Source organism: Polynucleobacter sp. HIN8 (assembly GCF_030297615.1).
Taxonomy (GTDB): domain Bacteria; phylum Pseudomonadota; class Gammaproteobacteria; order Burkholderiales; family Burkholderiaceae; genus Polynucleobacter.
In genome coordinates, this window is sequence record NZ_AP028139.1 from 914,353 (window position 1) to 935,784 (window position 21,432).

The 21,432-nt window shown below is 49.1% G+C and carries 20 protein-coding genes and 3 tRNA genes; 16 read left to right on the plus strand and 7 right to left on the minus strand.

The annotated features are described in order from the left end of the window. The first annotated feature begins 49 nt into the window (after positions 1–49). Positions 50–307: a hypothetical protein gene (locus QUE65_RS04875; RefSeq protein WP_286282259.1), complete on the plus strand. Its 258-nt coding sequence runs from the start codon at positions 50–52 to the stop codon at positions 305–307. A gap of 80 nt (positions 308–387) precedes the next feature. Here QUE65_RS04875 and acnB read toward each other — a convergent pair whose 3' ends face one another. Next, positions 388–2,973: a bifunctional aconitate hydratase 2/2-methylisocitrate dehydratase gene (gene acnB, locus QUE65_RS04880; RefSeq protein WP_286282261.1), complete on the minus strand. Its 2,586-nt coding sequence runs from the start codon at positions 2,971–2,973 to the stop codon at positions 388–390. A 96-nt stretch (positions 2,974–3,069) separates the two neighbouring features. After that, positions 3,070–3,258, minus strand: coding sequence for a superinfection immunity protein (locus QUE65_RS04885; protein WP_286282263.1), 189 nt, complete (start codon positions 3,256–3,258; stop codon positions 3,070–3,072). A gap of 93 nt (positions 3,259–3,351) precedes the next feature. On the opposite strand from QUE65_RS04885, the gene QUE65_RS04890 reads away from it, so the two are divergent. From QUE65_RS04890 to ftsB, 4 genes are read left to right on the plus strand one after another with little or no spacing between them, the layout of a single operon-like run. Further along, positions 3,352–5,013 (plus strand): CTP synthase, encoded by a 1,662-nt coding sequence (locus tag QUE65_RS04890; RefSeq protein WP_286282264.1) that lies wholly within the window; start codon positions 3,352–3,354, stop codon positions 5,011–5,013. A 10-nt stretch (positions 5,014–5,023) separates the two neighbouring features. After that, on the plus strand, positions 5,024–5,893 hold the full coding sequence (kdsA, locus tag QUE65_RS04895) for a 3-deoxy-8-phosphooctulonate synthase (protein WP_215372347.1): 870 nt from the start codon (positions 5,024–5,026) through the stop codon (positions 5,891–5,893). Between the two features lie 45 nt (positions 5,894–5,938). Next, entirely contained in the window at positions 5,939–7,231 is a 1,293-nt protein-coding gene (eno, locus tag QUE65_RS04900) for a phosphopyruvate hydratase (protein ID WP_286282266.1), read from the plus strand. Positions 7,232–7,244: 13 nt separating this feature from the next. After that, on the plus strand, positions 7,245–7,571 hold the full coding sequence (gene ftsB / locus QUE65_RS04905; RefSeq protein ID WP_215372350.1) for a cell division protein FtsB: 327 nt from the start codon (positions 7,245–7,247) through the stop codon (positions 7,569–7,571). Here the strand turns inward: ftsB and hslO are convergent, their stop codons facing one another. Then, complete coding sequence (gene hslO / locus QUE65_RS04910) at positions 7,572–8,546, minus strand: Hsp33 family molecular chaperone HslO (protein WP_286282267.1); 975 nt, start codon at positions 8,544–8,546, stop codon at positions 7,572–7,574. A gap of 38 nt (positions 8,547–8,584) precedes the next feature. Here hslO and gltX point away from each other — a divergent pair, with 38 nt between their 5' ends. The 8 genes from gltX to QUE65_RS04950 all read left to right on the plus strand — a co-directional run bounded on the left by gltX (position 8,585) and on the right by QUE65_RS04950 (position 13,592). After that, positions 8,585–9,988 (plus strand): glutamate--tRNA ligase, encoded by a 1,404-nt coding sequence (gene gltX / locus QUE65_RS04915; protein WP_286282439.1) that lies wholly within the window; start codon positions 8,585–8,587, stop codon positions 9,986–9,988. A gap of 34 nt (positions 9,989–10,022) precedes the next feature. Then, a tRNA-Ala gene (locus QUE65_RS04920) sits at positions 10,023–10,098 on the plus strand. Positions 10,099–10,117: 19 nt separating this feature from the next. Then, positions 10,118–10,193, plus strand: a tRNA-Glu gene (locus QUE65_RS04925). Positions 10,194–10,224: 31 nt separating this feature from the next. Beyond that, positions 10,225–10,301 (plus strand) — tRNA-Asp (locus tag QUE65_RS04930). Between the two features lie 114 nt (positions 10,302–10,415). Next, positions 10,416–11,009 carry a hypothetical protein gene (locus QUE65_RS04935; RefSeq protein WP_215372354.1) on the plus strand — a complete coding sequence of 198 codons (594 nt, stop codon included), beginning with the start codon at positions 10,416–10,418 and terminating at the stop codon, positions 11,007–11,009. Positions 11,010–11,060: 51 nt separating this feature from the next. Next, entirely contained in the window at positions 11,061–11,240 is a 180-nt protein-coding gene (locus QUE65_RS04940; RefSeq protein WP_286282268.1) for a hypothetical protein, read from the plus strand. Positions 11,241–11,412: 172 nt separating this feature from the next. Then, the gene (locus QUE65_RS04945) at positions 11,413–12,486 is read left to right on the plus strand and encodes a TauD/TfdA family dioxygenase (protein ID WP_286282269.1); all 1,074 of its coding nucleotides are present in this window, start codon (positions 11,413–11,415) and stop codon (positions 12,484–12,486) included. Between the two features lie 110 nt (positions 12,487–12,596). Beyond that, positions 12,597–13,592, plus strand: coding sequence for a Bug family tripartite tricarboxylate transporter substrate binding protein (locus QUE65_RS04950; protein ID WP_286282270.1), 996 nt, complete (start codon positions 12,597–12,599; stop codon positions 13,590–13,592). 44 nt (positions 13,593–13,636) lie between these two features. Here the strand turns inward: QUE65_RS04950 and QUE65_RS04955 are convergent, their stop codons facing one another. Genes QUE65_RS04955 through QUE65_RS04970 form a run of 4 tightly spaced genes read right to left on the minus strand, consistent with a single transcriptional unit; the run spans position 13,637 to position 17,766 of the window. Next, positions 13,637–14,482: a M48 family metallopeptidase gene (locus QUE65_RS04955; protein WP_286282271.1), complete on the minus strand. Its 846-nt coding sequence runs from the start codon at positions 14,480–14,482 to the stop codon at positions 13,637–13,639. A gap of 40 nt (positions 14,483–14,522) precedes the next feature. Then, on the minus strand, positions 14,523–16,163 hold the full coding sequence (locus QUE65_RS04960) for a thiamine pyrophosphate-binding protein (RefSeq protein WP_286282272.1): 1,641 nt from the start codon (positions 16,161–16,163) through the stop codon (positions 14,523–14,525). 22 nt (positions 16,164–16,185) lie between these two features. Further along, complete coding sequence (locus tag QUE65_RS04965; protein WP_286282273.1) at positions 16,186–16,818, minus strand: hypothetical protein; 633 nt, start codon at positions 16,816–16,818, stop codon at positions 16,186–16,188. Positions 16,819–16,851: 33 nt separating this feature from the next. After that, complete coding sequence (locus tag QUE65_RS04970) at positions 16,852–17,766, minus strand: LysR family transcriptional regulator (RefSeq protein ID WP_286282274.1); 915 nt, start codon at positions 17,764–17,766, stop codon at positions 16,852–16,854. 128 nt (positions 17,767–17,894) lie between these two features. Between QUE65_RS04970 and gcl the strand changes: the two genes are divergently transcribed. From gcl to glxR, 3 genes are read left to right on the plus strand one after another with little or no spacing between them, the layout of a single operon-like run. Next, entirely contained in the window at positions 17,895–19,685 is a 1,791-nt protein-coding gene (gcl, locus tag QUE65_RS04975; RefSeq protein WP_215372366.1) for a glyoxylate carboligase, read from the plus strand. Positions 19,686–19,716: 31 nt separating this feature from the next. Continuing rightward, positions 19,717–20,493, plus strand: a complete 777-nt coding sequence (gene hyi, locus QUE65_RS04980; protein ID WP_286282275.1) for a hydroxypyruvate isomerase — start codon at positions 19,717–19,719, stop codon at positions 20,491–20,493. A 36-nt stretch (positions 20,494–20,529) separates the two neighbouring features. Continuing rightward, entirely contained in the window at positions 20,530–21,429 is a 900-nt protein-coding gene (gene glxR / locus QUE65_RS04985) for a 2-hydroxy-3-oxopropionate reductase (RefSeq protein ID WP_458574770.1), read from the plus strand. Positions 21,430–21,432 lie beyond the last annotated feature (3 nt).

Sequence of the window (21,432 nt, forward strand, 5' to 3'; positions counted from 1 at the left end):
TACAGATTTATGTGTAATATTTACTTTACATATCTAATCTGGGGTTTTGATGATGACCGATACAACTTTTATTACCCTGTTCATCCTCTTTGGTGCATGTTTTGGGTTTGCAACCTACTCAGAGCGGCATTTATTTAGTGAGGGTCCTCACAAGGCAAAGAGTTGCGACGAAAATCCATTTGAAAGTCGTGCGTTTTGGGTATTACTTTGCGCCTTACTCTGGCCTATCATGGTCGTCACCAGAATCCATAGCGCTTGGCTACTTCACAAACGCAAAAAGCAAGCGAAGCCGGTTGCCTTGCATTGATATTTGAATCACCGAAGAGTAAGAACTAAAATAAAAAAGCCCAAGGCCTAAACCCAGGGCTTCTTTACTTTAAGTGACGCTTAAACACTCACTGTATCAGCAACCTCACTAAAGTCTTTGATCTTGTCAAAGTTCATGTAGCGATACACATCATTGGCTTTGGCATTGACCGCTTGGAACTGTTCCAGGTACTCGGCCATAGTCGGTATCCGACCGAGTAGGGCGGCGACCGCAGCGAGCTCAGCGGATGCTAAATACACCCGTGTATCAATCCCCAAACGATTAGGGAAGTTGCGTGTTGATGTAGAAACCGCCGAGGCACCCTTGCGCATCTGGGCTTGATTACCCATGCACAGCGAGCAACCTGGGGACTCCATGCGTGCCCCGGTGCGACCCAGAATGCCGTAATAGCCTTCCTCGGTGAGGATCATGGCATCCATCTTGGTGGGCGGTGCTACCCAGAGGCGCGTTGGGATATCGGTTTTACCTTCGAGGATCTTACCGGCAGCACGGAAGTGTCCAATATTGGTCATGCACGAACCAATAAACACTTCATCGATCTTGTCACCCTGAACCTCAGAGAGGTACTTCACATCATCTGGATCATTGGGGCAGGCCAAGATTGGTTCTTTGATCTCGTTTAGATCGATCTCAATGACCTCAGCATAATCGGCATTCGCATCGGCCTTGAGTAATTGTGGATTTGCGATCCAACTCTCCATCGCTTTGATACGGCGTGCGAGGGTGCGCTTATCTTCGTAGCCATTCGCAATCATCCACTTCATAAGCGTAATGTTGGAGCGCATGTATTCGATAATGGGCTCTTTATTGAGGTGCACGGTGCAACCACCGGCAGAACGCTCGGCTGATGCATCCGACAGTTCAAAAGCTTGCTCGACCTTCAGATCAGGTAAGCCTTCAATCTCAAGAATACGACCCGAGAACACATTCTTCTTACCCTTTTTCTCAACGGTGAGAAGACCACGCTTAATCGCAAAAAGAGGAATCGCATTGACCAAGTCCCGCAAGGTAATACCAGGTTGCATTTGACCTTTAAAGCGAACCAGTACGGACTCGGGCATATCAAGTGGCATGACACCGGTTGCAGCCGCGAATGCGACGAGACCCGACCCAGCAGGGAAGGAGATACCAATCGGGAAGCGAGTGTGGCTATCGCCACCGGTGCCACAAGTGTCCGGCAACAACAAGCGATTTAACCAACTATGAATCACACCATCACCTGGGCGCAGTGAGACGCCACCGCGATTGGTCATAAACGATGGCAGTTCATGATGGGTACGAATGTCCACCGGCTTTGGATAGGCTGAGGTGTGGCAAAACGATTGCATCACTAAGTCTGCTGAGAATCCCAAGCAAGCAAGGTCTTTTAGTTCATCGCGGGTCATTGGACCCGTGGTGTCTTGCGAACCCACGGTGGTCATGTGAGGCTCGCAATAGGTTCCTGGACGAACGCCTTGGCCCTCTGGCAGGCCGCATGCACGACCCACCATCTTCTGGGCCAAGCTAAAGCCCTTCTTATTATCGGGTGGGCTAATCGGCACTTGGAACTCCGTCGATGCGGGTAAGCCAAGTGAGGCGCGTGCCTTAGCCGTTAAACCGCGACCAATAATGAGTGGAATGCGACCGCCGGCGCGAACCTCATCGAGGATCACTGGCGACTTCAATGTGAACTCGGCAATCACCTTGCCATCTTTGTAAACCTTACCTTCATAGGGGCGCAGTTCAATCACATCACCCATATTCATTTGGTTAACGTCAAGCTCAATGGGGAGGGCACCCGCATCTTCCATGGTGTTAAAAAAAATCGGTGCAATTTTGCTGCCTAAGCAAACACCACCATAGCGCTTATTGGGTACAAACGGAATATCTTGACCGGTCCACCACAGAACGGAGTTGGTGGCTGATTTACGAGACGACCCAGTGCCAACGACATCACCCACATAGGCAATTTGATGACCTTTTTGCTTAAGCGCCTCAATCTGCTTCATAGGGCCACGCACTCCAGCCTCATCGGGCTCAATACCTGAACGGGGGTTCTTGAGCATCACCGTCGCATGCAGCGGTATATCGGGACGGCTCCACGCATCAGGGGCTGGGGAGAGGTCATCGGTATTGGTTTCACCGGTGACCTTGAAGACCGTGAGGGTCATGGATTTTGGTACTGCAGGCCGGCTGGTAAACCATTCTGCATTGGCCCAACTCTGAATCACAGCCTTAGCATTTGCATTACCTTTTTCGGCTAACTCATTGACATCATTAAAGTAATCAAACATGAGCAAGGTTTTCTTGAGGGCTTCGGTCGCGGCAGCGCCACACTCCTTATCTTCTAGCAATTCAACTAATGGTTTGATGTTGTAACCCCCGAGCATAGTACCCAAGATTTCAGTCGCCTTAATCCGTGAAATGACAGGAGATTGCAGCTTCCCTTTGGCAAGCGCATCCAAAAACTCGGCCTTAACCTTGGCTGCCTCATCCACTCCAGCTGGCACGCGATAACTAATTAAATCAAGGAGTTGGGCCTCTAAACCTTTAGGGGGGTTCTGAAGCATTTTGACTAACTCAGCAGTTTGATCCTTGGTTAATGGGAGGGCGGGGATGCCTTGCGCAGCACGTTCAGCTACGTGGGATTGGTATGCGTCTAACATAAGATTCCTGATCAGAAGTGGGCCAAAAGAACAGGCTACATTGTAAAACTTTACTGACAGCGGATCTAGAGAAAATACCCCTAATCCGCTTGATCTTTAGAGGATTTGTTCGTCCTTTAAGGCCCAGACGAGGGCGATCACCCAGCCAATTAAGGACCAGCCTAAAAAGAGGTTCAAGGCAAGAATAGCCCCGGTATTGGCGCGCTTACGGTAAAACGCAATGGCTGCTGGTAAGAAGTAAAAGAGGGAGAGAAGGGTAATGAGAATGGCAAAAAATAAACGCATTCCTAATTTTACTTAGGGCAAGTCCGAATCCTCCTTTTTTTCAATCCGCCCAAGCTATCGTTATAATTGCGTATTACCAATAGACGTTAAGCGATGACCAAATACGTTTTTGTCACTGGTGGTGTGGTTTCTTCTCTGGGAAAAGGAATTGCAGCCGCCTCGCTTGCCGCGATTCTTGAATCACGCGGCCTGAAAGTCACCCTCCTAAAATTAGACCCTTACATCAACGTTGATCCTGGAACCATGAGTCCGTTCCAGCATGGTGAGGTCTTTGTAACCGAAGACGGGGCTGAGACCGATCTCGATTTGGGGCATTACGAGCGCTTTGTGAGCGCAAAGATGCGCAAGAGCAATAACTTCACCACGGGCCAAATTTATGAGTCGGTAATCCGCAAAGAACGCCGCGGTGAGTATCTTGGCAAGACCGTTCAAGTGATTCCACACATAACCAATGAGATACAGGCCTTTGTGGAAAAGGGTGCCAAAGCGAGTCATGATGGCCAGGCCGATATTGCGATTTGCGAGATTGGCGGTACCGTCGGTGACATCGAGTCGCTCCCGTTCTTAGAAGCGGCACGCCAAATGAGCTTGCGCCTCCCCAAAGGCGATTGTGCATTTGTGCATCTCACTTTAGTACCCTGGATTCAGAGTGCGGGGGAGTTGAAGACCAAACCCACGCAGCACTCGGTGCAAAAACTGCGCGAGATCGGTATATTGCCAACGGTCTTATTGTGTCGCGCCGATCGCGAGATTCCGGATGATGAGCGCGCTAAGATTTCTTTGTTCTCCAATGTCCGAGAAGAAGCAGTCATCTCGGTGTGGGATGTCGATACGATTTATAAGATTCCGAAGATGTTGCACGAGCAAGGCATGGATGAGCTCATCTGTCAGGAACTCAATATTCATGCAAAGCCTGCTGATCTAGCGATGTGGAACTCGTTGGTGTACGAGCTTGAGCATCCTCAATACGAGGTCACGATTGGCATGGTCGGTAAATATGTGGATCTCACCGAATCCTATAAATCATTGATTGAAGCCCTGCGCCACGCTGGAATTCATAACCACACCAAAATTAATATTCGGTACATTGATTCCGAGCGCTTGGAGCAAGGTAATTTAGAGTGCCTCTACGATCTCGATGCCATTTTGGTACCCGGTGGATTTGGTAAACGCGGCACCGAAGGGAAGATCAAAGCCATTCAGTATGCGCGTGAAAACGGCGTACCGTATTTGGGGATCTGCTTAGGCATGCAGCTTGCTGTGATTGAGTTCGCACGGCATGTTGCGAATATTGACGCAGCCAACAGCACTGAGTTTGACCCCGATACGCCCAATCCCGTTGTGGCTCTCATTACCGAGTGGCTTGATCGCGAGGGCAGGATTGAAAAACGAGCAGCCGACTCAGACATGGGTGGCACGATGCGCTTGGGTTCACAAAAATGCCCAGTAAAACTCAATACACTCGCGCACAGTATCTATGGATCTGAAGTGAATGAGCGTCACCGCCATCGTTACGAGGTGAACAACATCTACGCACCAAAGCTTGAGAAAGCCGGTATGGTCATTTCTGCGCGGACTCCGAATGAAGATTTGCCAGAGATGATGGAGTTACCCAAATCAATGCACCCATGGTTCTTTGGAGTGCAGTTTCACCCGGAGTTCACCTCAACGCCAAGAGCAGGGCATCCCTTATTCTTAGCCTACATCCGCGCAGCGCTCGCGCGTCAGACTGCTAAAACAGCAGTTGCTGCGTAATCGGACTCTTATGTTTAATCATTTGTGTGGCTTCGAGATTGGTTTAAACAAACCATTTTTCTTGATCGCAGGTCCCTGCGTCATTGAGTCGGAACAGTTTTCAATTGATACCGCAGGACAAATTAAAGCGATTTGCAAGGAACTGCATATCCCCTTTATTTATAAATCGTCTTTTGATAAAGCCAACCGTTCTTCAGGAAGTTCGTTTCGGGGACTGGGAATGGAAAAAGGCTTGGCGATCTTAGAGAAGGTCAAGAAGCAAATAAACGTTCCTGTTCTCACCGATGTGCATGAGATCAGTGATGTGAGCGCAGTGGCGTCCGTGGTTGATGTCTTGCAAACCCCAGCGTTTTTGTGTCGCCAGACGGACTTCATTGCTGCCGTTGCTCAAAGTGGTAAACCAGTCAATATTAAGAAGGGGCAATTTTTATCCCCTCATGAGATGGGTAATGTGGTCGATAAAGCCCGTGCGGCAGCGCGTGAGAAAAACCTACCCGATCAGTTTATGGTGTGTGAACGCGGCGCCAGTTTTGGTTACAACAATTTAGTATCGGATATGCGCAGCCTTGCCATCATGCGCTCGACTAAGGCCCCCGTTGTATTTGATGCAACGCACTCGGTGCAATTGCCTGGTGGTCAAGGTAGCAGTAGTGGTGGCCAACGCGAGTTTGTGCCAGTTCTAGCGCGTGCAGCGGTAGCAGTTGGTATCAGCGGTCTCTTTATGGAGACCCACCCGGATCCTGCTAAGGCACTCTCGGATGGTCCGAATGCAGTACCGCTTAATCACTTAAAAGATTTATTAGCAACACTCCAACAATTGGATCGTGTTGTGAAGCAAGCCAATATGTTTTTAGAAGACCGATTTGTTGATCGTTCTTAAACAAATCGTTGATCTTCATCACCGAACAGATACCTAGGAGAAATCATGAGCGCAATTGTTGACATTATTGGTCGAGAGATCTTGGACTCGCGTGGCAATCCCACCGTTGAGTGCGATGTTCTGCTTGAATCCGGTGTGATGGCACGAGCTGCCGTTCCATCGGGTGCATCGACCGGTTCTCGTGAGGCGATTGAGTTGCGCGACGGTGATGCCTCTCGCTATCTTGGCAAAGGCGTACTAAAAGCGGTTGAGAACATCAATACCAAAATCGCAGAAACCGTATTGGGTTTGGATGCCAGTGAGCAGGCCTTTTTGGATCGTACCCTAAACGACCTTGACGGTACCCACAATAAAGCGGGACTTGGAGCCAATGCGACGTTGGCGGTATCAATGGCCGTGGCACGCGCTGCAGCGGAAGAGGCAGGCTTGCCACTCTATCGTTATTTTGGCGGCTCAGGTGCTATGCAATTGCCAGTACCGATGATGAACATCGTCAATGGCGGCGCTCATGCGAACAATAGCTTAGATATTCAGGAGTTCATGATCATGCCAGTGGGTGTGGACAGCTTTCGGGAAGCACTGCGCTGTGGTGCCGAGGTCTTTCATGCGCTCAAGAAAATATTGCACGATAAAAATATGCCAACCTCGGTGGGTGATGAAGGCGGCTTTGCCCCCAACTTCAAGAGTAACCAAGAGTGCTTAGAAACTATTCTGAGTGCGATTGAGAAAGCGGGCTATCACCCCGGTGACAATGTGTTGCTAGCCTTAGATTGTGCGGCGAGCGAGTTCTATAACGATGGTAAATACCATTTATCGGGTGAAGGCTTGCAACTCAGTTCTACCGAGTTTGCCGATTACCTAGGCAATCTGGCTAATCAGTTCCCGATTGTGTCGATTGAAGATGGAATGCACGAGAGTGACTGGGATGGCTGGGCAACCCTGACCCAAAAATTAGGTCAAACAATTCAGCTCGTTGGCGACGATCTCTTTGTCACTAACACTCGCATCCTCAAAGAGGGCATTGACAAAGGCATTGCTAACTCGATTCTGATCAAAATTAATCAAATCGGTACGCTCACCGAGACCTTTGCAGCGATTGAGATGGCTAAACGCGCCAATTACACCGCCGTCATCTCCCATCGCTCTGGTGAAACCGAAGACAGCACGATTGCCGATATTGCAGTGGGCACCAATGCTGGCCAAATTAAAACCGGTTCACTCTCGCGCTCTGACCGAATTGCTAAATACAATCAGCTCTTGCGCATCGAGGAGGATTTGGGTGATGTAGCGAGCTATCCTGGTAAAGCAGCGTTCTACAACTTGCACAATCTAAAGTAAACCGGCTTGCGCGATGCGCCTGATTATCTACTCGATGCTGGGATTGCTGATCGTGATTCAGTATCCGCTGTGGTTTGGTCAGGGTGGATGGTTAAAGGCTTACGAGTTAGAGCGTCAGCTTGAAGCCCAGATCCAAAAAAATAAAGCCTTAGAAATTCGGAACAATAAACTCGCCGGTGACGTGAAGGATTTAAAAGAGGGCACGCGCGCCATTGAGGAGCGGGCTCGATCCGAGCACGGGATGATTAAAGAAGGTGAGTATTTTGTGCAGATTGTTCCTAAGGACGGCGTTCCTCAGAACCCTAATCTCGCCCCGGCACCAACTGCTCCAAAGCAATAATTAATGCCCCTTGGAAGCCGGTCGTACGGCATCGCTAAGCGTCGAGCTAGTCAACGTTTGTTTGCAGTCAACTGCATCAAAACGATATTGCATGCCACAGAAGTCGCAGCGGGTCTCAACGGCACCGAGTTCGGCCAAAATGCTATCGACCTCTTCTTGACCTAGCATCCGAATCACATCCGCAACCCGCTCACGCGAGCAGCGGCAGGCAAAGCGAACGAGGCGTATTGGAAAGCTGCGCACACCAAACCGTTCGGATTCCTCTAAAAACAAGCGACGCAATAAGGTCTCTGGTGAAACCTCGAGGAGTTCTTCATTGGTAATGGTGCTTCCAAGCATCTGAATTCGTTCCCAGCCCTCGGCCATCATCTTGGGATCGTATTGTGAGGCGCCGCCGGCATCGGGCATGCGTTGCAATAAAAATCCGCCTAAGGATTGTGAGCTGGAGGTGAGCCAGATGCGCGTATCAATTTGTTCTGAGTGTTGCATGTATTGCATGATGGCTTCACTCACCGTTTCAATCGGTTCATCAAGACCGGGGTGGGTGGAGGATGGCCGTTTTAATGCCACAATGCCTTGATACGGCGTTTGAGAAGGTTTGCGATCGATCGGATCTAAGGTGATGGCTAAACGTCCAGAGCCCTCCGCATCGAGTAACTCGGCAAGCGTGGCATTGTCAGGAATTTCACCAAAATCAGGATTGAGAGAAACGCTTGCCCGAATTTCAAGTTGAGAGGTGCATTCAACCACCAAAAGTTGAATCGGCCCCTTACTCTGTGCCTGAATCATGAGGGTGCCATCAAGCTTAATGCTAGCAGTCAGGAGGGTGGCGGCTGCAACAAACTCACCCATCACCTTTTGCACTGCCGGTGGATCCTTGCGTAAGGCCACTATGTTCTGCCAGGCACTTCCAATCGAAACAAATTCACCCCGAACGGGGGCTCCATCGCATACAAAGACCAAAAGCTGATTCATTCTAAAAATATCCCGAGCAGTTCTGACCTGAGATAATACTGCCCATGCGTATTCGAACCCGTTTTGCCCCAAGCCCAACCGGCTTTATTCATTTAGGTAACCTGCGAAGTGCGTTGTATCCATGGGCCTTTGCCAGAAGTAAAGGTGGGGACTTTATCTTGCGGATTGAAGATACCGATCAAGAGCGCTCCTCACTCGAGGCCGTTGAGGTGATTTTAGAAGGAATGCATTGGCTTGGCTTGGATCCGGATGAAGGGCCAATCTACCAAATGCAACGCATGGATCGCTATCGTGAAGTTCTCAAGCAGATGCTTGCCGATGGCTCGGCATATTACTGTTATATGAGCGAAGACGAACTCAATCGTTTACGTGATCAGCAAATGGCTAATAAAGAGAAGCCACGCTATAACGGCTTCTGGCGTCCTGAGCCAGGCAAGACATTGCCAGAGCCCCCGAAAGATGGTTTACCAGTGATTCGTTTCAAAAACCCGATTGGTGGCTCCGTCATTTGGAAGGATGCGGTCAAAGGATTAATTGAAATCAGTAACGATGAGCTCGATGATCTTATCATCGCTCGTCCTGATGGTACCCCCACCTATAACTTTTGTGTGGTGGTTGATGATCTCGATATGCAGATTACCCACGTGATTCGGGGTGATGATCACGTCAACAATACCCCACGGCAAATTAACATCATGAAAGCCCTTGGTGGTACGCCACCGGTCTACGCGCACTTACCAACGGTCTTGGATGAAAGTGGTGAGAAGATGAGTAAGCGAAATGGTGCCCTGAGTGTGCGCGACTATCAAAAAATGGGCTATTTGCCTGAGGCCGTTCTAAATTACCTTGCTCGATTGGGTTGGTCACACGGCGACGCTGAAATTTTTACCCAAGAGCAGTTTGTGAAATGGTTTGATCTGGAGCACTTGGGGCGCTCACCCGCACAACATAACCCTGAAAAATTACTCTGGCTCAATCATCACTATATTCAGCAAGGTGATGCAAAGCGCCTTGCGCAGTTATGTATGCCGTTTATTCATCAGCAGGGGATTGATCTCTCGCAGGGTCCTGATTTTGAGTCAGTGGTCAACTTACTCAAGGACCGTACGAACACCTTGATAGAGATCGTCGAAGGCGCTAAGCTTTTTTATCAGGGTCGACCCAATCTAAATAGCGAGCAAATTGCACAAAATATCCCGACCGCTGTGATTCCTGCCATTGCAGATTTTAGAGACAGACTAATAGCATCAAATCCCAAAAGCAAAGAAGAGGTTGCTAGTCAACTAAAAGCCACGCTAGCCCAGTTTCAACTCAAGATGCCAGCCTTGGCGATGCCAATCCGGTATGCATTATTTGCCACCACCCAAACACCAGCACTCGATGCAGTGATTGCAGTCATGGGTAAAGACGAAGTCATCGAGCGTCTGTCAAAAATAGGCTAAAATCTTGGATTGTTTTGAAAGTGCATCAATATAAGGGGGTATAGCTCAGCTGGGAGAGCGCTTGCATGGCATGCAAGAGGTCAGCGGTTCGATCCCGCTTATCTCCACCAACAAAACAAGTAGTCCAAGGTCCCCATCGTCTAGAGGCCTAGGACATCACCCTTTCACGGTGAGTACGGGGGTTCGAATCCCCCTGGGGACGCCAGTCATGCAGTGACGCGCATGATGCAGTATCTGGAGCGGTAGTTCAGTTGGTTAGAATATCGGCCTGTCACGCCGAGGGTCGCGGGTTCGAGTCCCGTCCGCTCCGCCAATTTCTAAAAGCCACCTTCGGGTGGTTTTTTCATTGAATGGTCATGAAACCCACTATCATTACAGCAATATTCTCGTTTGAGGTATTTTTGTTCATTAACTATAGAGGAATTTCATGAAGAAAATTGCACTTGTAAGCGCAGCAGTACTAATGATGGGCACATCGGTTGCCATCGCCCAAAATAAACCACAAGCTGTGGTTGCTGTTGAAACTGCTCCAGGCGTCTTAAAAGTAGCTGAAGGTGTTCAGTTCCAAGGTAAATTCAAATCCGTTGATCCAAAAACCCGTCAAGTCGTCATTGTTGGCCCCAATGGCAATGAGTTCAAAACCGTCTTAGGCGATGAGGTCAAAAACTTTAACCAAATTAAAGTCGGTGATATCGTCACCCTCACGCATGTTGAGATCTTGGTAGCCGATATTAAAAAGCCAAGCAAAGTTGAAATCCGTGAGCGCATTGAAACTGAAAAAGCAGCGCGTGCAAAGTTGGGTGATAAACCCGCTGCCGCGATTGAGCGTCAAGTTACTGTAGTTGCTGATGTGACCGCTGTGGATGAGAAGAAAGGCACGATTACTCTGCGTGGCGCAACCCGTACATTGGATCTCAAAGTGAAGGATCCGAAAGTACTGAAAGGCGTAAAAGTTGGTACCCAAGTGGAAGCAACGGTTACTGAGATCATTGCGATTGAAGTAACCGCTCCTAAGAAATAATTTGTATCGTATTAAAGACCCGTCTGGTGTGAGCTAGGCGGGTTTTTTATCATGACGCTGAAGAAAACCGATTTAGCAAAACGCCAAGGTTTGCAAATTGCTTTGCGGATGAAAAACGCGAGCAAAGCTGACTTGTTAGACAAACAGGCAAAGGGCAGGCCAAACGCAAAACCAGCCCCTTTATTGCAGTCAATTTTGAGCAAAACGAAACAAGACGACTCCAAGTCGTAAGTAAGTATTACCCCGCAGTCATCTAGACTCATCTACGCAATTTGGATATGAAGCCTATTCATATTCAAACTAATTGATCTGATAAACCCCATTTTTGCTTAAATTTAGGCTATTTTTGTAATAGACTAATTTCAATCCATTAATACAGTAACCATTCGAAGTGGGGGTCGCGATGAGAACCAGTCAAGCAATTAATGCCGTGGGCAGCATCCCCAAAGCGATTGATGGACCTTGCGCATGGCGAGGATCTGACCTTGCTCAGAAATCCGATTGGATTGTGCATTGGACCTCCGCACAAGTCGCCGAACTCGAGCGTGCAGCAGAGCACTTTGCTAGCACTGGACTTGCGCTTGAGAACATTACGCCTGAGAGTTTTCCCCTTCAAAACCTAAGTTCATTGATTGGGGGGCAATTGCAAGAGCTCTTGCATGGTCGTGGTTTTGTGATGCTTCGTGGTTTGCCGATCACAAACTGGTCGATAGAGAAGGCTGCCACCATTTACATGGGCATTGGTCGCCATATGGGTAGTTTGCGTAGCTCCAACGGCAAGGGCCATCTTTTGGGTCATGTGCGCGATCAAGGCGCCAAGGTTGAAGCGGGCGCACGTTTTTACCAAACCAACAAGAAGCTGGATTACCACACTGACTCTGCTGATATTGTGGGTCTCTTATGCCTCCAGAAAGCGAAGCAAGGCGGAGAGTCCTTTATTGCAAGTTCAATGGCGGTCTATAACGAACTCGTGAAGCGCCGCCCCGATCTGATTCCTGCGATGTTTACCCCATATCCTACCGACCGTCGTGGCGAGGTGCCCGAAGGTCGCGACCCATGGTTTGAGATCCCGATCTTTAACTGGTATCACGGTGAGCTATCGTGCGTTTATCTACGCCACTATATTGAGGAAGCGCAACGCCGCTTTCCGAATGCTCCGCGCTTAACTAAAGAGCAAGTGGAGGTGATGGATTTGATCGATGCAATCTTGCAAGAACCCGGTTTCCCATTGCAAATGGCGTTTGAGCCGGGCGATATTCAGCTCTTGCACAACCATCAAATTCTGCACTCTAGGAATGACTTTGAGAACTGGCCTGAGCCTGAGCGTCACCGTCATTTGCTAAGACTCTGGATTGCCCCACCATCGGGCCGCCCATTGCCCGATTACTTTGCCTCCCGCTGGGGCAATGTCACGCCTGGCGACCGGGGTGGCATTATCGTGCCGGGTACCAAACTCTCCGTAGAACTGAGCACCTAAAACCCTAAAGGCGTTATACCTAGTTATTACCCTGATTGGTTTCCCAAAAATCGACTTGTAGTATGGGTTGTTGTACTTATAAATACATCCCATTGTGGAGGAGATCCAATATGCTGAAGTCTAGTAAACGCCTGATCGGCAAATCAATTCTTGTGGGACTGGTGGCCAGTGCGTTTGGCATGAGTCCTGCGCTTGCGCAAAACTACCCCAACAAAACCATCACCTTGATTGCTCCCTATGCTGCTGGGGGTGACAGTGATTTCTCGGGCCGCAATCTCGCTGCGGTAGCGAGCAAGATGATTGGTCAACCGGTTGTGGTTCAAAACGTAGTAGGCGCATCGGGAACCATTGGTTCACAAAAAGTACGCACCTCACCACCAGATGGCTATACCTTATTGGTATCGCGCGGTGGATCGCAAGCCATTACACCAGCACTGGATAGTAATACGCCGTACAAATGGAATGATTTCACGATGATCTCGTTGTTGGATTTCAATCCGGTGGTGTGTGTGGTTAAAAATGACGCACCCTACAAGAACATGAAAGATTTGATTGATGCGATCCGCGCTAACCCCGGTAAGCTCAACTACGCAACCGCAGGCCCTGGTACGACACAGCATTTAGCCGTAGAAGTGATGCTCAGTCAACTTGGATTGCCGTCTACCGCGGCGATGATGATCCCCTACAAAGGAGGCGGTGAAGCAACGACTGCGTTATTAGGTGGTCAAGTGCAATTCATTTGCAACAATCTAACTACCATGGTTGGCCAAATTAAGGGCGGTGCCATGCGTGCATTAGTTACATCAACCCCTAACCGCCTCAAAGACTTCCCTGATGTGCCTACCGCTAAAGAAATGGGTATAGGTAACCTCGAGCAAGTCATGGGATGGAGTGGTTTATATGGACCCCCAGGGATGCCTGCTGAGGTAGTGAACAAATGGCAAGCTGTTTTGAAGGAAGTCGCGAAAGACCCAGCTTGGTTGCGCGGTAACGATACCGTTGGTGCAATCCCAGCGATTCGTTCACCCCAAGACACTGAGAAATTTGCAAGGGAGCAATTTGAGCTCTATAGCAAATTAGGAACACAACTGAACCTAAAGAAATAAACAAAAGGTCTTAAAAATCACGGCCCCATCATTAGGGGCCGTTTTTATTTGGTCGCGCTGTTCCGCTTCGCTGCCTCGTACAAGGGCATCACTTTGGGAATCAATGCAGAAAGATCCTTAATGCGATTCTCATTCGAGGGATGGGTCGATAAAAACTCAGGTGGGTTCTTGCCCTGACTCTCTTTACTCATCTTTTGCCACAATGTAATGGCAGCCCGCGGATCATAGCCACCACGCGCCGCTAGCTCTAAACCAATCGCATCGGCTTCACGTTCATTCTGCCGCGAGTTTGGCAATACCAGCACGTACTGCATGATTTGATTGGCCGCATCAATCGATTGAGCCGAACCTGCACCTGCTGCGGCAAGCGCAACATTACTAATGATGTTTTGAGCAAGTGCTTGCGAGACCTGCTCACGCCCATGCTCCCGAACCGCATGAGCAATCTCATGACCCATGATGGCAGCAATCTCATCATCGGTTAAGTTGAGTTTATTAATAATCCCGCTATAAAAGGTAATGCGACCACCGGGTGCACAGGTGGCGTTCACAATGGGGGAATCAATTAACTGCAGACCCCAGTTCCAATTACGCGTATCGTCCCGAAATACCGCCGTCTGCGGAATCAAGCGATTGGCAATGGTCTTAAGGCGCTCATATTCAGGGCCACTGGTAATAAGTATCTTTTTCTTCTGCGCCGCCTTGGCCTGTTGCTCATAACTAATGGCGGACATCCGATCAATTTGCGCTGCGGAGATCATCATGAACTGAGAGCGCTCGACTCCAACGACCCCAGGACGACTGGTATTGGCGCATGCCACCAAGAGGCAGCATGCCACCAAAACGCTAATTACGGTTTGAATAAACCTTGGTTGATAGATCAGGTGCATAGTGGATAAACGCCTGATAAGGGAGAGTGGATGACCTGAACTAGCTGCGCTTGAGATTCGGGGCAGGTAGGCCCTCGATCAAAATGTTCAAGATCGCCGGTAGGCCTTTGGCTTGTAAACGCTGCGCAGCGGGTAAGACATCAAGCGCATCGGTGACTAGTTCACCGGCACCACCAAAGGCGAGCGCAACCTGATCGTAGCGTGATGGAAGAAGTTCACATCCTTTGGCCCGTTCTTGACCATACTCCCGAATCTGAATCTGATACTCGGCATTCCAGCAGGCATCATTCCCCACCACACCAATGAATGGTAGTTGATAGCGTACGGCAGTATCGAGTTCCGATGAATGAAAGCCAAAGGTGCCATCCCCCATGACCGCAACGACCGGAACCCCGGGCTTGGTGAACGCTGCCGCAGTGGCAAAAGGAAGTGCAGCACCAATCGAACCAGCAACACCATTAATCACACGATTTGGGGCATGCAGACAGGCTTGAGCCCATTGACCAATTTCACCACCATCAATCACCAATACCGAATCTGGATGGGAGTCGAGAATGGCTTGTAAGGCAAGCATTGCTCTGCCGGGATGCGCATGATTGGGCGTCTTGGATGTGGCGGTCGACCAAGTATTGGGACGATAGGCAATCGCCTCATTCACCCATGGCAGCCAACTGGCATCCTGCGGTTTGGTGGGCACACTCTGCGCCGCATGCAGTAGGGCATCCATCGAAGACGATAAATCCGCATGAAGCGCCATCTCTAAGCGTGAGCCAAGTGCATTCTCAGAGCGCTTGAGTTCAGTCGCTTCAGAATCAATTTGCATAAAGCGGGCATCGGCCTTAAACGTTGGTGCGTTCCCAAATTTGAGTGTGAAGTCCAATCGTTTCTCAAGCAGTAAGACACAATCGCTTTGCGCAAGAACCTCGGCAAACGCACCTAAGCTCGGATCGCCCACGCCACGAGGACTCTCTGTCGCAATCACCGGGACGCCAAGCGCTTTACTCAATGCATGGAGTTGCTTCGCGTACCGATAGCAACCGCGCGGACCAACGATAACAACCGGCTTTTGAGCAGCACGCAGTTGCGTAACGATCGACTGCGCTTTCTCAGAAGTAAGGGGAGCGTTTAATGTGAGTTTGGGTGCGCTGGGACTTGGTGTTGCAGAGGCATTTGGTAAAGGGCTCTCAAGAGCATCGGCAGGCAGGCTGAGATGAACAGGACCAGGTCGACCTGATTGGGCAATCGCACACGCTAACTGAAAATCTGCAGCGAGATACTGCGGTCCTGCACAGGTCCATGACGCTTTGCATAAAGGCGCTGCAATATCCGCTTGGGACATTTCTTGGAAGGCGCCTTTGCCCAATTGATTCAAAGGAGCATGACCCGATAAGAGCACGACTGGGGATTCGGCCATGGCGGCGGTGTACAAGGCCGACACTGCATTGGCATGACCTGGACCACCGGTCACCATCGCGATACCTACTTTGCCACTCAAGCGAGCATACGCATCGGCCATGTGAACCGTTGCTGCCTCATGACGCGTATGAATTAATTTAATGGGTTCATCAATCACCGCATCAAAAATTGGCATGATGTGATTACCCGAAAGTGTAAAAATTGAATTTACACCCTGTGCTTTAAAGGCATCCACCAATGAATGCGCGCCATGCCGTTCTGCCATGATGACTCCTTTATGAATACTTTTATTTTTTCTGGGCAGCAGCCGGAGCGGGAGCGGTAAATGAAGCCGCCATTGCATCGTATAAAACAATCTTGACCTCATCGTTCACCGCAATGTCTTTGAGTAAGGCGGCATTCTTGATGCGGTAGATGTCTGGCTTACCTTTAGGACCCTTCACTGAAATTGTCAGTTTCTGGCGATCAATGCCAATCACGGTGGCAATAATGGTCGTGGTGTTCGAAATCACAGAGGCAGGCTTACTACCAAGTGGAGCAGAAGTTTGACTGGTGGTTTGCACTTCGCTACGAATGCCTTGGTTGTTCACTTTGAGCAACTCAATCACAACCGCTAGTTCATGGGTGACGGTGAGGCGATCACCCACCTTAATTTGAGGAAAGTTTTTAATCTCCGGGCCGGCTACAAAATTAGTGACCGTACCGTCCTTATCTTTTAAGGTCACGGTGCGGGTTTTGCTATCCACCTTAGTAACCACTGCATCCACTAACTGATAGACCTCATCAATACCAGCTGCTGCAATGGGCGCCTTGTTGGGATCAACCACTGCTGGCTTGGTTTGGGCAAGGGTTGTGCAAGAAAACCCAATACTTAAAACGAGGACTGCAAAATTTTTTGTGGTGCGTGTTAATAAATTCATGATTTTGATTAATGGTTGATGATTACCAAGTGATTATGACCCGATTTCTCTAGCCCACCAGTTTCCCTTAAATTGACCTGCCAGCCAATCGATTAATTTACTGACCTTGCTGGTCAGAAGTCGTGGTGAGCTATAGACCGCATGGATCTCTTGAGCGGGCATGGTCCAATCCTCGAGGAGGGGTTTGAGGTGACGACTTTGAACCGAGGTATGGGCCACGTACCAAGGTAAGGCAGCAATACCGAGATGTTGTCTGGTGGCCGATAGAAGTGCTGAAAGATTATTAGTGTAGAGGGGGCCTTGCACTTGAATGGACTTGTTCGAGCCGTCGCGACCTGTAAATTGCCAGCGATGGTCTCCTTGAACGGAGCTGTAAATCAGTGCGGTGTGACGACTCAAATCGCTGGGAATCGAAGGTGTACCAGCTTGCATGAGGTACTCAGGGGTAGCAACAAGGACCCAGGGATTAAGACCCAAAAAGCGCGCACCCAAACTGGAATCGGATAATCGCCCCATCCGAATGGCGAGGTCAACACCTTCCTCGACCAAATTAATGTAGCGGTCATCTAAATTGAGGCTCACCTGCAACTGAGGATGCTCTTGCATGAATCTCAAGACCAGTGGGGTTAAAACACGTCGACCAAAGGCTACCGAGCTACTAATATTGAGTTTGCCCTGCACCTCAGATTGCAACAGACCCGCAAGGTTCTCAGCATCCTCAACCTCATGAATAATCGTTTTACACTTCTCGTAATAGATCTTCCCAATTTCAGTGGGGGTTACCCCACGGGTACTGCGGTGGAGTAACAGAGACCCCAAGCGCTTTTCTAGGGCAGCAACGTGCTTCGTGGCCGTCGGTTGGGTAATGCCCAAACTGCTTGCAGCCTTACTGAAAGAGCCAGTTTCAACTACCCGTATGAATAAGGAGATGCCTTGAATTCGATCCATAAGTCGATGATTTAAATAGTATAAAACATATATATTCCAAAATAGAATAGATGATATTAAGGTATCACACTTCTCAGAATACCTCAATTTAAGGATGATTCATCCATCTTATTCAAAAGGAGGCAACAATGGCACTCATGAAAGCCGCAATGGCAGCTGTTTTGGTAATGGAAAAAGAGGGTATCACCACGGCATTTGGTGTGCCTGGCGCCGCAATTAATCCGCTCTACGCACAATTGCGTGAGCGTCAATCAATTACCCATATTTTGGCCCGTCACGTTGAGGGCGCCTCGCACATGGCTGAAGGCTATACCCGTGCTAAGGCTGGCAATATCGGTGTTTGCATCGGTACGTCTGGCCCCGCTGGTACTGACATGATTACTGGTTTGTACTCTGCAAGCGCTGATTCGATTCCAATCCTCTGTATTACTGGTCAAGCACCACGTGCTCGTCTATATAAAGAAGACTTTCAAGCGGTTGACATCGAGAGCATCGCGAAGCCAGTAACCAAAATGGCGGTGACTGTGCGTGAACCCGGCTTGGTGCCACGCGTATTTCAGCAAGCGTTTCATGTGATGCGCTCCGGACGTCCTGGTCCGGTGCTCATTGACTTGCCAATCGATGTGCAGTTAGCCGAGATCGAGTTTGATATCGATACCTATGAGCCATTGCCCGTTTACAAACCATTTGCTAATAAGAAACAAATTGAGAAGGCAATGGAGATGTTGATGTCGGCCGAGAAGCCATTGATTGTGGCCGGCGGCGGAATCATTAATGCGGATGCAGCAAATCTTTTGGTGGAGTTCGCTGAAATCACTGGCGTTCCAGTGATTCCTACCTTGATGGGTTGGGGCTCGATTCCAGATGACCATCCCTTGATGGCTGGTATGGTTGGCTTACAAACTTCCCATCGTTATGGCAATGCCACGATGTTGGCTAGCGACTTTGTCTTAGGAATTGGTAATCGTTGGGCAAATCGTCATACCGGCTCAATCGATGTGTATACCAAAGGCCGTAAGTTTGTGCATGTGGATATTGAGCCAACTCAGATTGGTCGTGTATTCAATCCCGATTACGGCATTGTGTCTGATGCGAAAGCAGCCCTCGAACTCTTTGTTGAGGTAGCGAAAGAGTGGAAGGCAAAAGGCAAACTGAATAATTACAGCGATTGGGTCTCGCGTTGCCAAGAACGCAAGCGCCTGATGTTGCGCAAAACAAACTTTGACAATGTGCCGATTAAACCCCAGCGCGTATATCAAGAGATGAACCAAGCATTCAAGCGCGATACGGTTTATGTATCAACGATTGGTCTGTCCCAAATTGCGGGTGGTCAGTTCTTACATGTTTACGGTGCGCGTCAATGGATTAACTGCGGTCAAGCAGGCCCCTTAGGTTGGACAGTGCCTGCTGCACTGGGTGTGTTGGCTGCTGATCCAACCCGCACAGTGGTAGGTCTTGCTGGCGATTATGACTTCCAGTTCCTGATTGAGGAGTTAGCGGTCGGTGCTCAGTTCCACCTCCCATTGGTCATGGTGTTGGTGAACAACAGCTACCTTGGTCTCATTCGCCAAGCTCAACGCGGCTTTGATATGGATTACTGCGTACAGCTTGCCTTTGACAATATCAACGTACACGATGACAACTTAAAAGGCTATGGCGTTGATCACGGTAAGGTGGTTGAGGGCTTGGGTTGCAAAACCTTGCGCGTAACGCAGCCAGGCAAGATTCAGGAGGCCTTGATTGAAGCGCAGAAGATGGCTAAAGAATACCGCGTGCCCGTAGTTGTTGAGATCATTTTGGAGAAGGTGACCAATATCGCAATGGGCACCGAGATCAATAACATCAACGAGTTTGAAGATATTGATTGCCGTCATCCCGCTGGTACCGAAGGCTTGGTAACAGCTGGTCTTTTAGAATAAGTCTTTTTTTAACTCAACCAGAGGAATTGGAATGCCAAAGTTTGCTGCAAATTTATCGATGTTGTTTAACGAAGTCCCATTCATGGAGCGCTTTGACAAAGCAGCGGCTTGTGGTTTTAAGGCAGTCGAATTCCTCTATCCCTATGCCTATGCGGCGAGTGAGATCAAAGCCAAGCTTGATCATAACCAATTGAAATTGGTGTTACACAATATTCCTGCTGGAGATTGGGATGGTGGTGAGCGGGGCATTGCTTGTTTGCCAGACCGCATTGATGAATATCGTGCAGGGGTTGCGAAGGCCATCGAATACGCAACCGCTCTTGGGGTTGGTCAGCTGAATTGCCTAGCCGGTAAGGCACCTGCCGGTATTGACCCAAAAGTATTGCACGCCACCTTTGTGAGTAATTTGAAGTACACCGCTGGCGAGTTTAAAAAACATGGTCTCAAGCTATTGATTGAGCCGATTAATACCTTTGATATTCCAGGTTTCTTTCTATCAACCACTGCTCAAGGTATTGCTATCCTCGATGAAGTGGGCGCCGATAACGCTTTCTTGCAATATGACATCTACCATGCGCAACGTATGGAAGGTGAGTTAGCAAACTCCATCAAAAAATACCTAAACCGTATTGGGCATATGCAATTAGCGGATAACCCGGGGCGTAACGAACCTGGTACGGGTGAAATTAACTACACCTATCTGTTTAAGTTCATTGATCAATTGGGTTATCAAGGCTGGATCGGCTGCGAATATAAGCCAGCTACCACCACTGAAGCTGGCTTAGGCTGGTTGAAGTCGGTTTCCTAAAATTAATTTAGTACGTTATTTTTCAAAGGGATTGCTATGAGTGCAAAGAAATTGGGTTTTGTTGGCTTAGGTATTATGGGTTCTCCGATGGCTGGTCATTTAATCAAGGGCGGCCATACGGTTTATTTAGCAACGCGAAGCCAGGTACCCGAGGAACTCATTAAGGCAGGAGGTATTGCGTGCAAGACGCCTGCTGAGGTTGCTCAGCATGCCGACATCATCTTCACAATGGTTCCTGATACTCCCGATGTTGAAAAAGTTCTCTTTGGTGAGAACGGCATTGCCTCCGGGATAAGCAAAGGCAAGAGTGTGGTGGACATGAGTTCCATCTCACCAATTGCGACCAAAGAGTTTGCTAAAAAGCTTAACGATCTCGGTTGCAATTATGTCGATGCTCCCGTGTCTGGTGGTCAGGTTGGCGCACAAAACGCCACGCTCTCGATTATGGTTGGAGGAGACGAAGCGGTATTTAATCAAGTCAAACCGCTCTTTGAACTAATGGGTAAAAATATCAACCTCGTGGGTGGTAATGGCGCAGGACAAACTGCAAAAGTAGCCAATCAAATTATTGTGGCGCTAAACATTGAGGCGGTTGGTGAGGCTCTCTTATTTGCTGCTAAAGCTGGCGCCGATCCTGCCAAGGTTCGTCAAGCATTGATGGGCGGCTTTGCGAGTTCAAAGATTTTGGAGGTGCATGGTGAACGCATGGTCAATCGCACTTTTAATCCAGGCTTTCGGATTGAGTTGCACCAAAAGGATTTGAACTTAGCCCTTAGTAGCGCCAAAGCACTTGGTGTCTCTTTGCCCAATACGGCGACTGCCCAAGAGTTGTTTAATTCATGCGCGGCTCACGGTGGTAAAGCATGGGATCACTCGGCTATGGTCAAAGCGCTTGAGACCCTGGCGAACTTTGAGATTGGACAAAAAGCAAACTAAGGC

Coding starts and splice junctions, on each gene's coding strand:
- QUE65_RS04885 (WP_286282263.1), bottom strand. CDS start 3,258: ATGCGTTTATTTTTTGCCATTCTCATTACCCTTCTCTCCCTCTTTTAC.
- ftsB (WP_215372350.1), top strand. CDS start 7,245: ATGCGCCTGATTATCTACTCGATGCTGGGATTGCTGATCGTGATTCAG.
- QUE65_RS04875 (WP_286282259.1), top strand. CDS start 50: ATGATGACCGATACAACTTTTATTACCCTGTTCATCCTCTTTGGTGCA.
- QUE65_RS04940 (WP_286282268.1), top strand. CDS start 11,061: ATGACGCTGAAGAAAACCGATTTAGCAAAACGCCAAGGTTTGCAAATT.
- QUE65_RS04970 (WP_286282274.1), bottom strand. CDS start 17,766: ATGGATCGAATTCAAGGCATCTCCTTATTCATACGGGTAGTTGAAACT.
- QUE65_RS04890 (WP_286282264.1), top strand. CDS start 3,352: ATGACCAAATACGTTTTTGTCACTGGTGGTGTGGTTTCTTCTCTGGGA.
- glxR (WP_458574770.1), top strand. CDS start 20,530: ATGAGTGCAAAGAAATTGGGTTTTGTTGGCTTAGGTATTATGGGTTCT.
- gcl (WP_215372366.1), top strand. CDS start 17,895: ATGGCACTCATGAAAGCCGCAATGGCAGCTGTTTTGGTAATGGAAAAA.
- acnB (WP_286282261.1), bottom strand. CDS start 2,973: ATGTTAGACGCATACCAATCCCACGTAGCTGAACGTGCTGCGCAAGGC.
- hyi (WP_286282275.1), top strand. CDS start 19,717: ATGCCAAAGTTTGCTGCAAATTTATCGATGTTGTTTAACGAAGTCCCA.
- QUE65_RS04960 (WP_286282272.1), bottom strand. CDS start 16,163: ATGGCAGAACGGCATGGCGCGCATTCATTGGTGGATGCCTTTAAAGCA.
- QUE65_RS04950 (WP_286282270.1), top strand. CDS start 12,597: ATGCTGAAGTCTAGTAAACGCCTGATCGGCAAATCAATTCTTGTGGGA.
- kdsA (WP_215372347.1), top strand. CDS start 5,024: ATGTTTAATCATTTGTGTGGCTTCGAGATTGGTTTAAACAAACCATTT.
- QUE65_RS04935 (WP_215372354.1), top strand. CDS start 10,416: ATGAAGAAAATTGCACTTGTAAGCGCAGCAGTACTAATGATGGGCACA.
- hslO (WP_286282267.1), bottom strand. CDS start 8,546: ATGAATCAGCTTTTGGTCTTTGTATGCGATGGAGCCCCCGTTCGGGGT.
- QUE65_RS04945 (WP_286282269.1), top strand. CDS start 11,413: ATGAGAACCAGTCAAGCAATTAATGCCGTGGGCAGCATCCCCAAAGCG.
- QUE65_RS04955 (WP_286282271.1), bottom strand. CDS start 14,482: ATGCACCTGATCTATCAACCAAGGTTTATTCAAACCGTAATTAGCGTT.
- QUE65_RS04965 (WP_286282273.1), bottom strand. CDS start 16,818: ATGAATTTATTAACACGCACCACAAAAAATTTTGCAGTCCTCGTTTTA.
- eno (WP_286282266.1), top strand. CDS start 5,939: ATGAGCGCAATTGTTGACATTATTGGTCGAGAGATCTTGGACTCGCGT.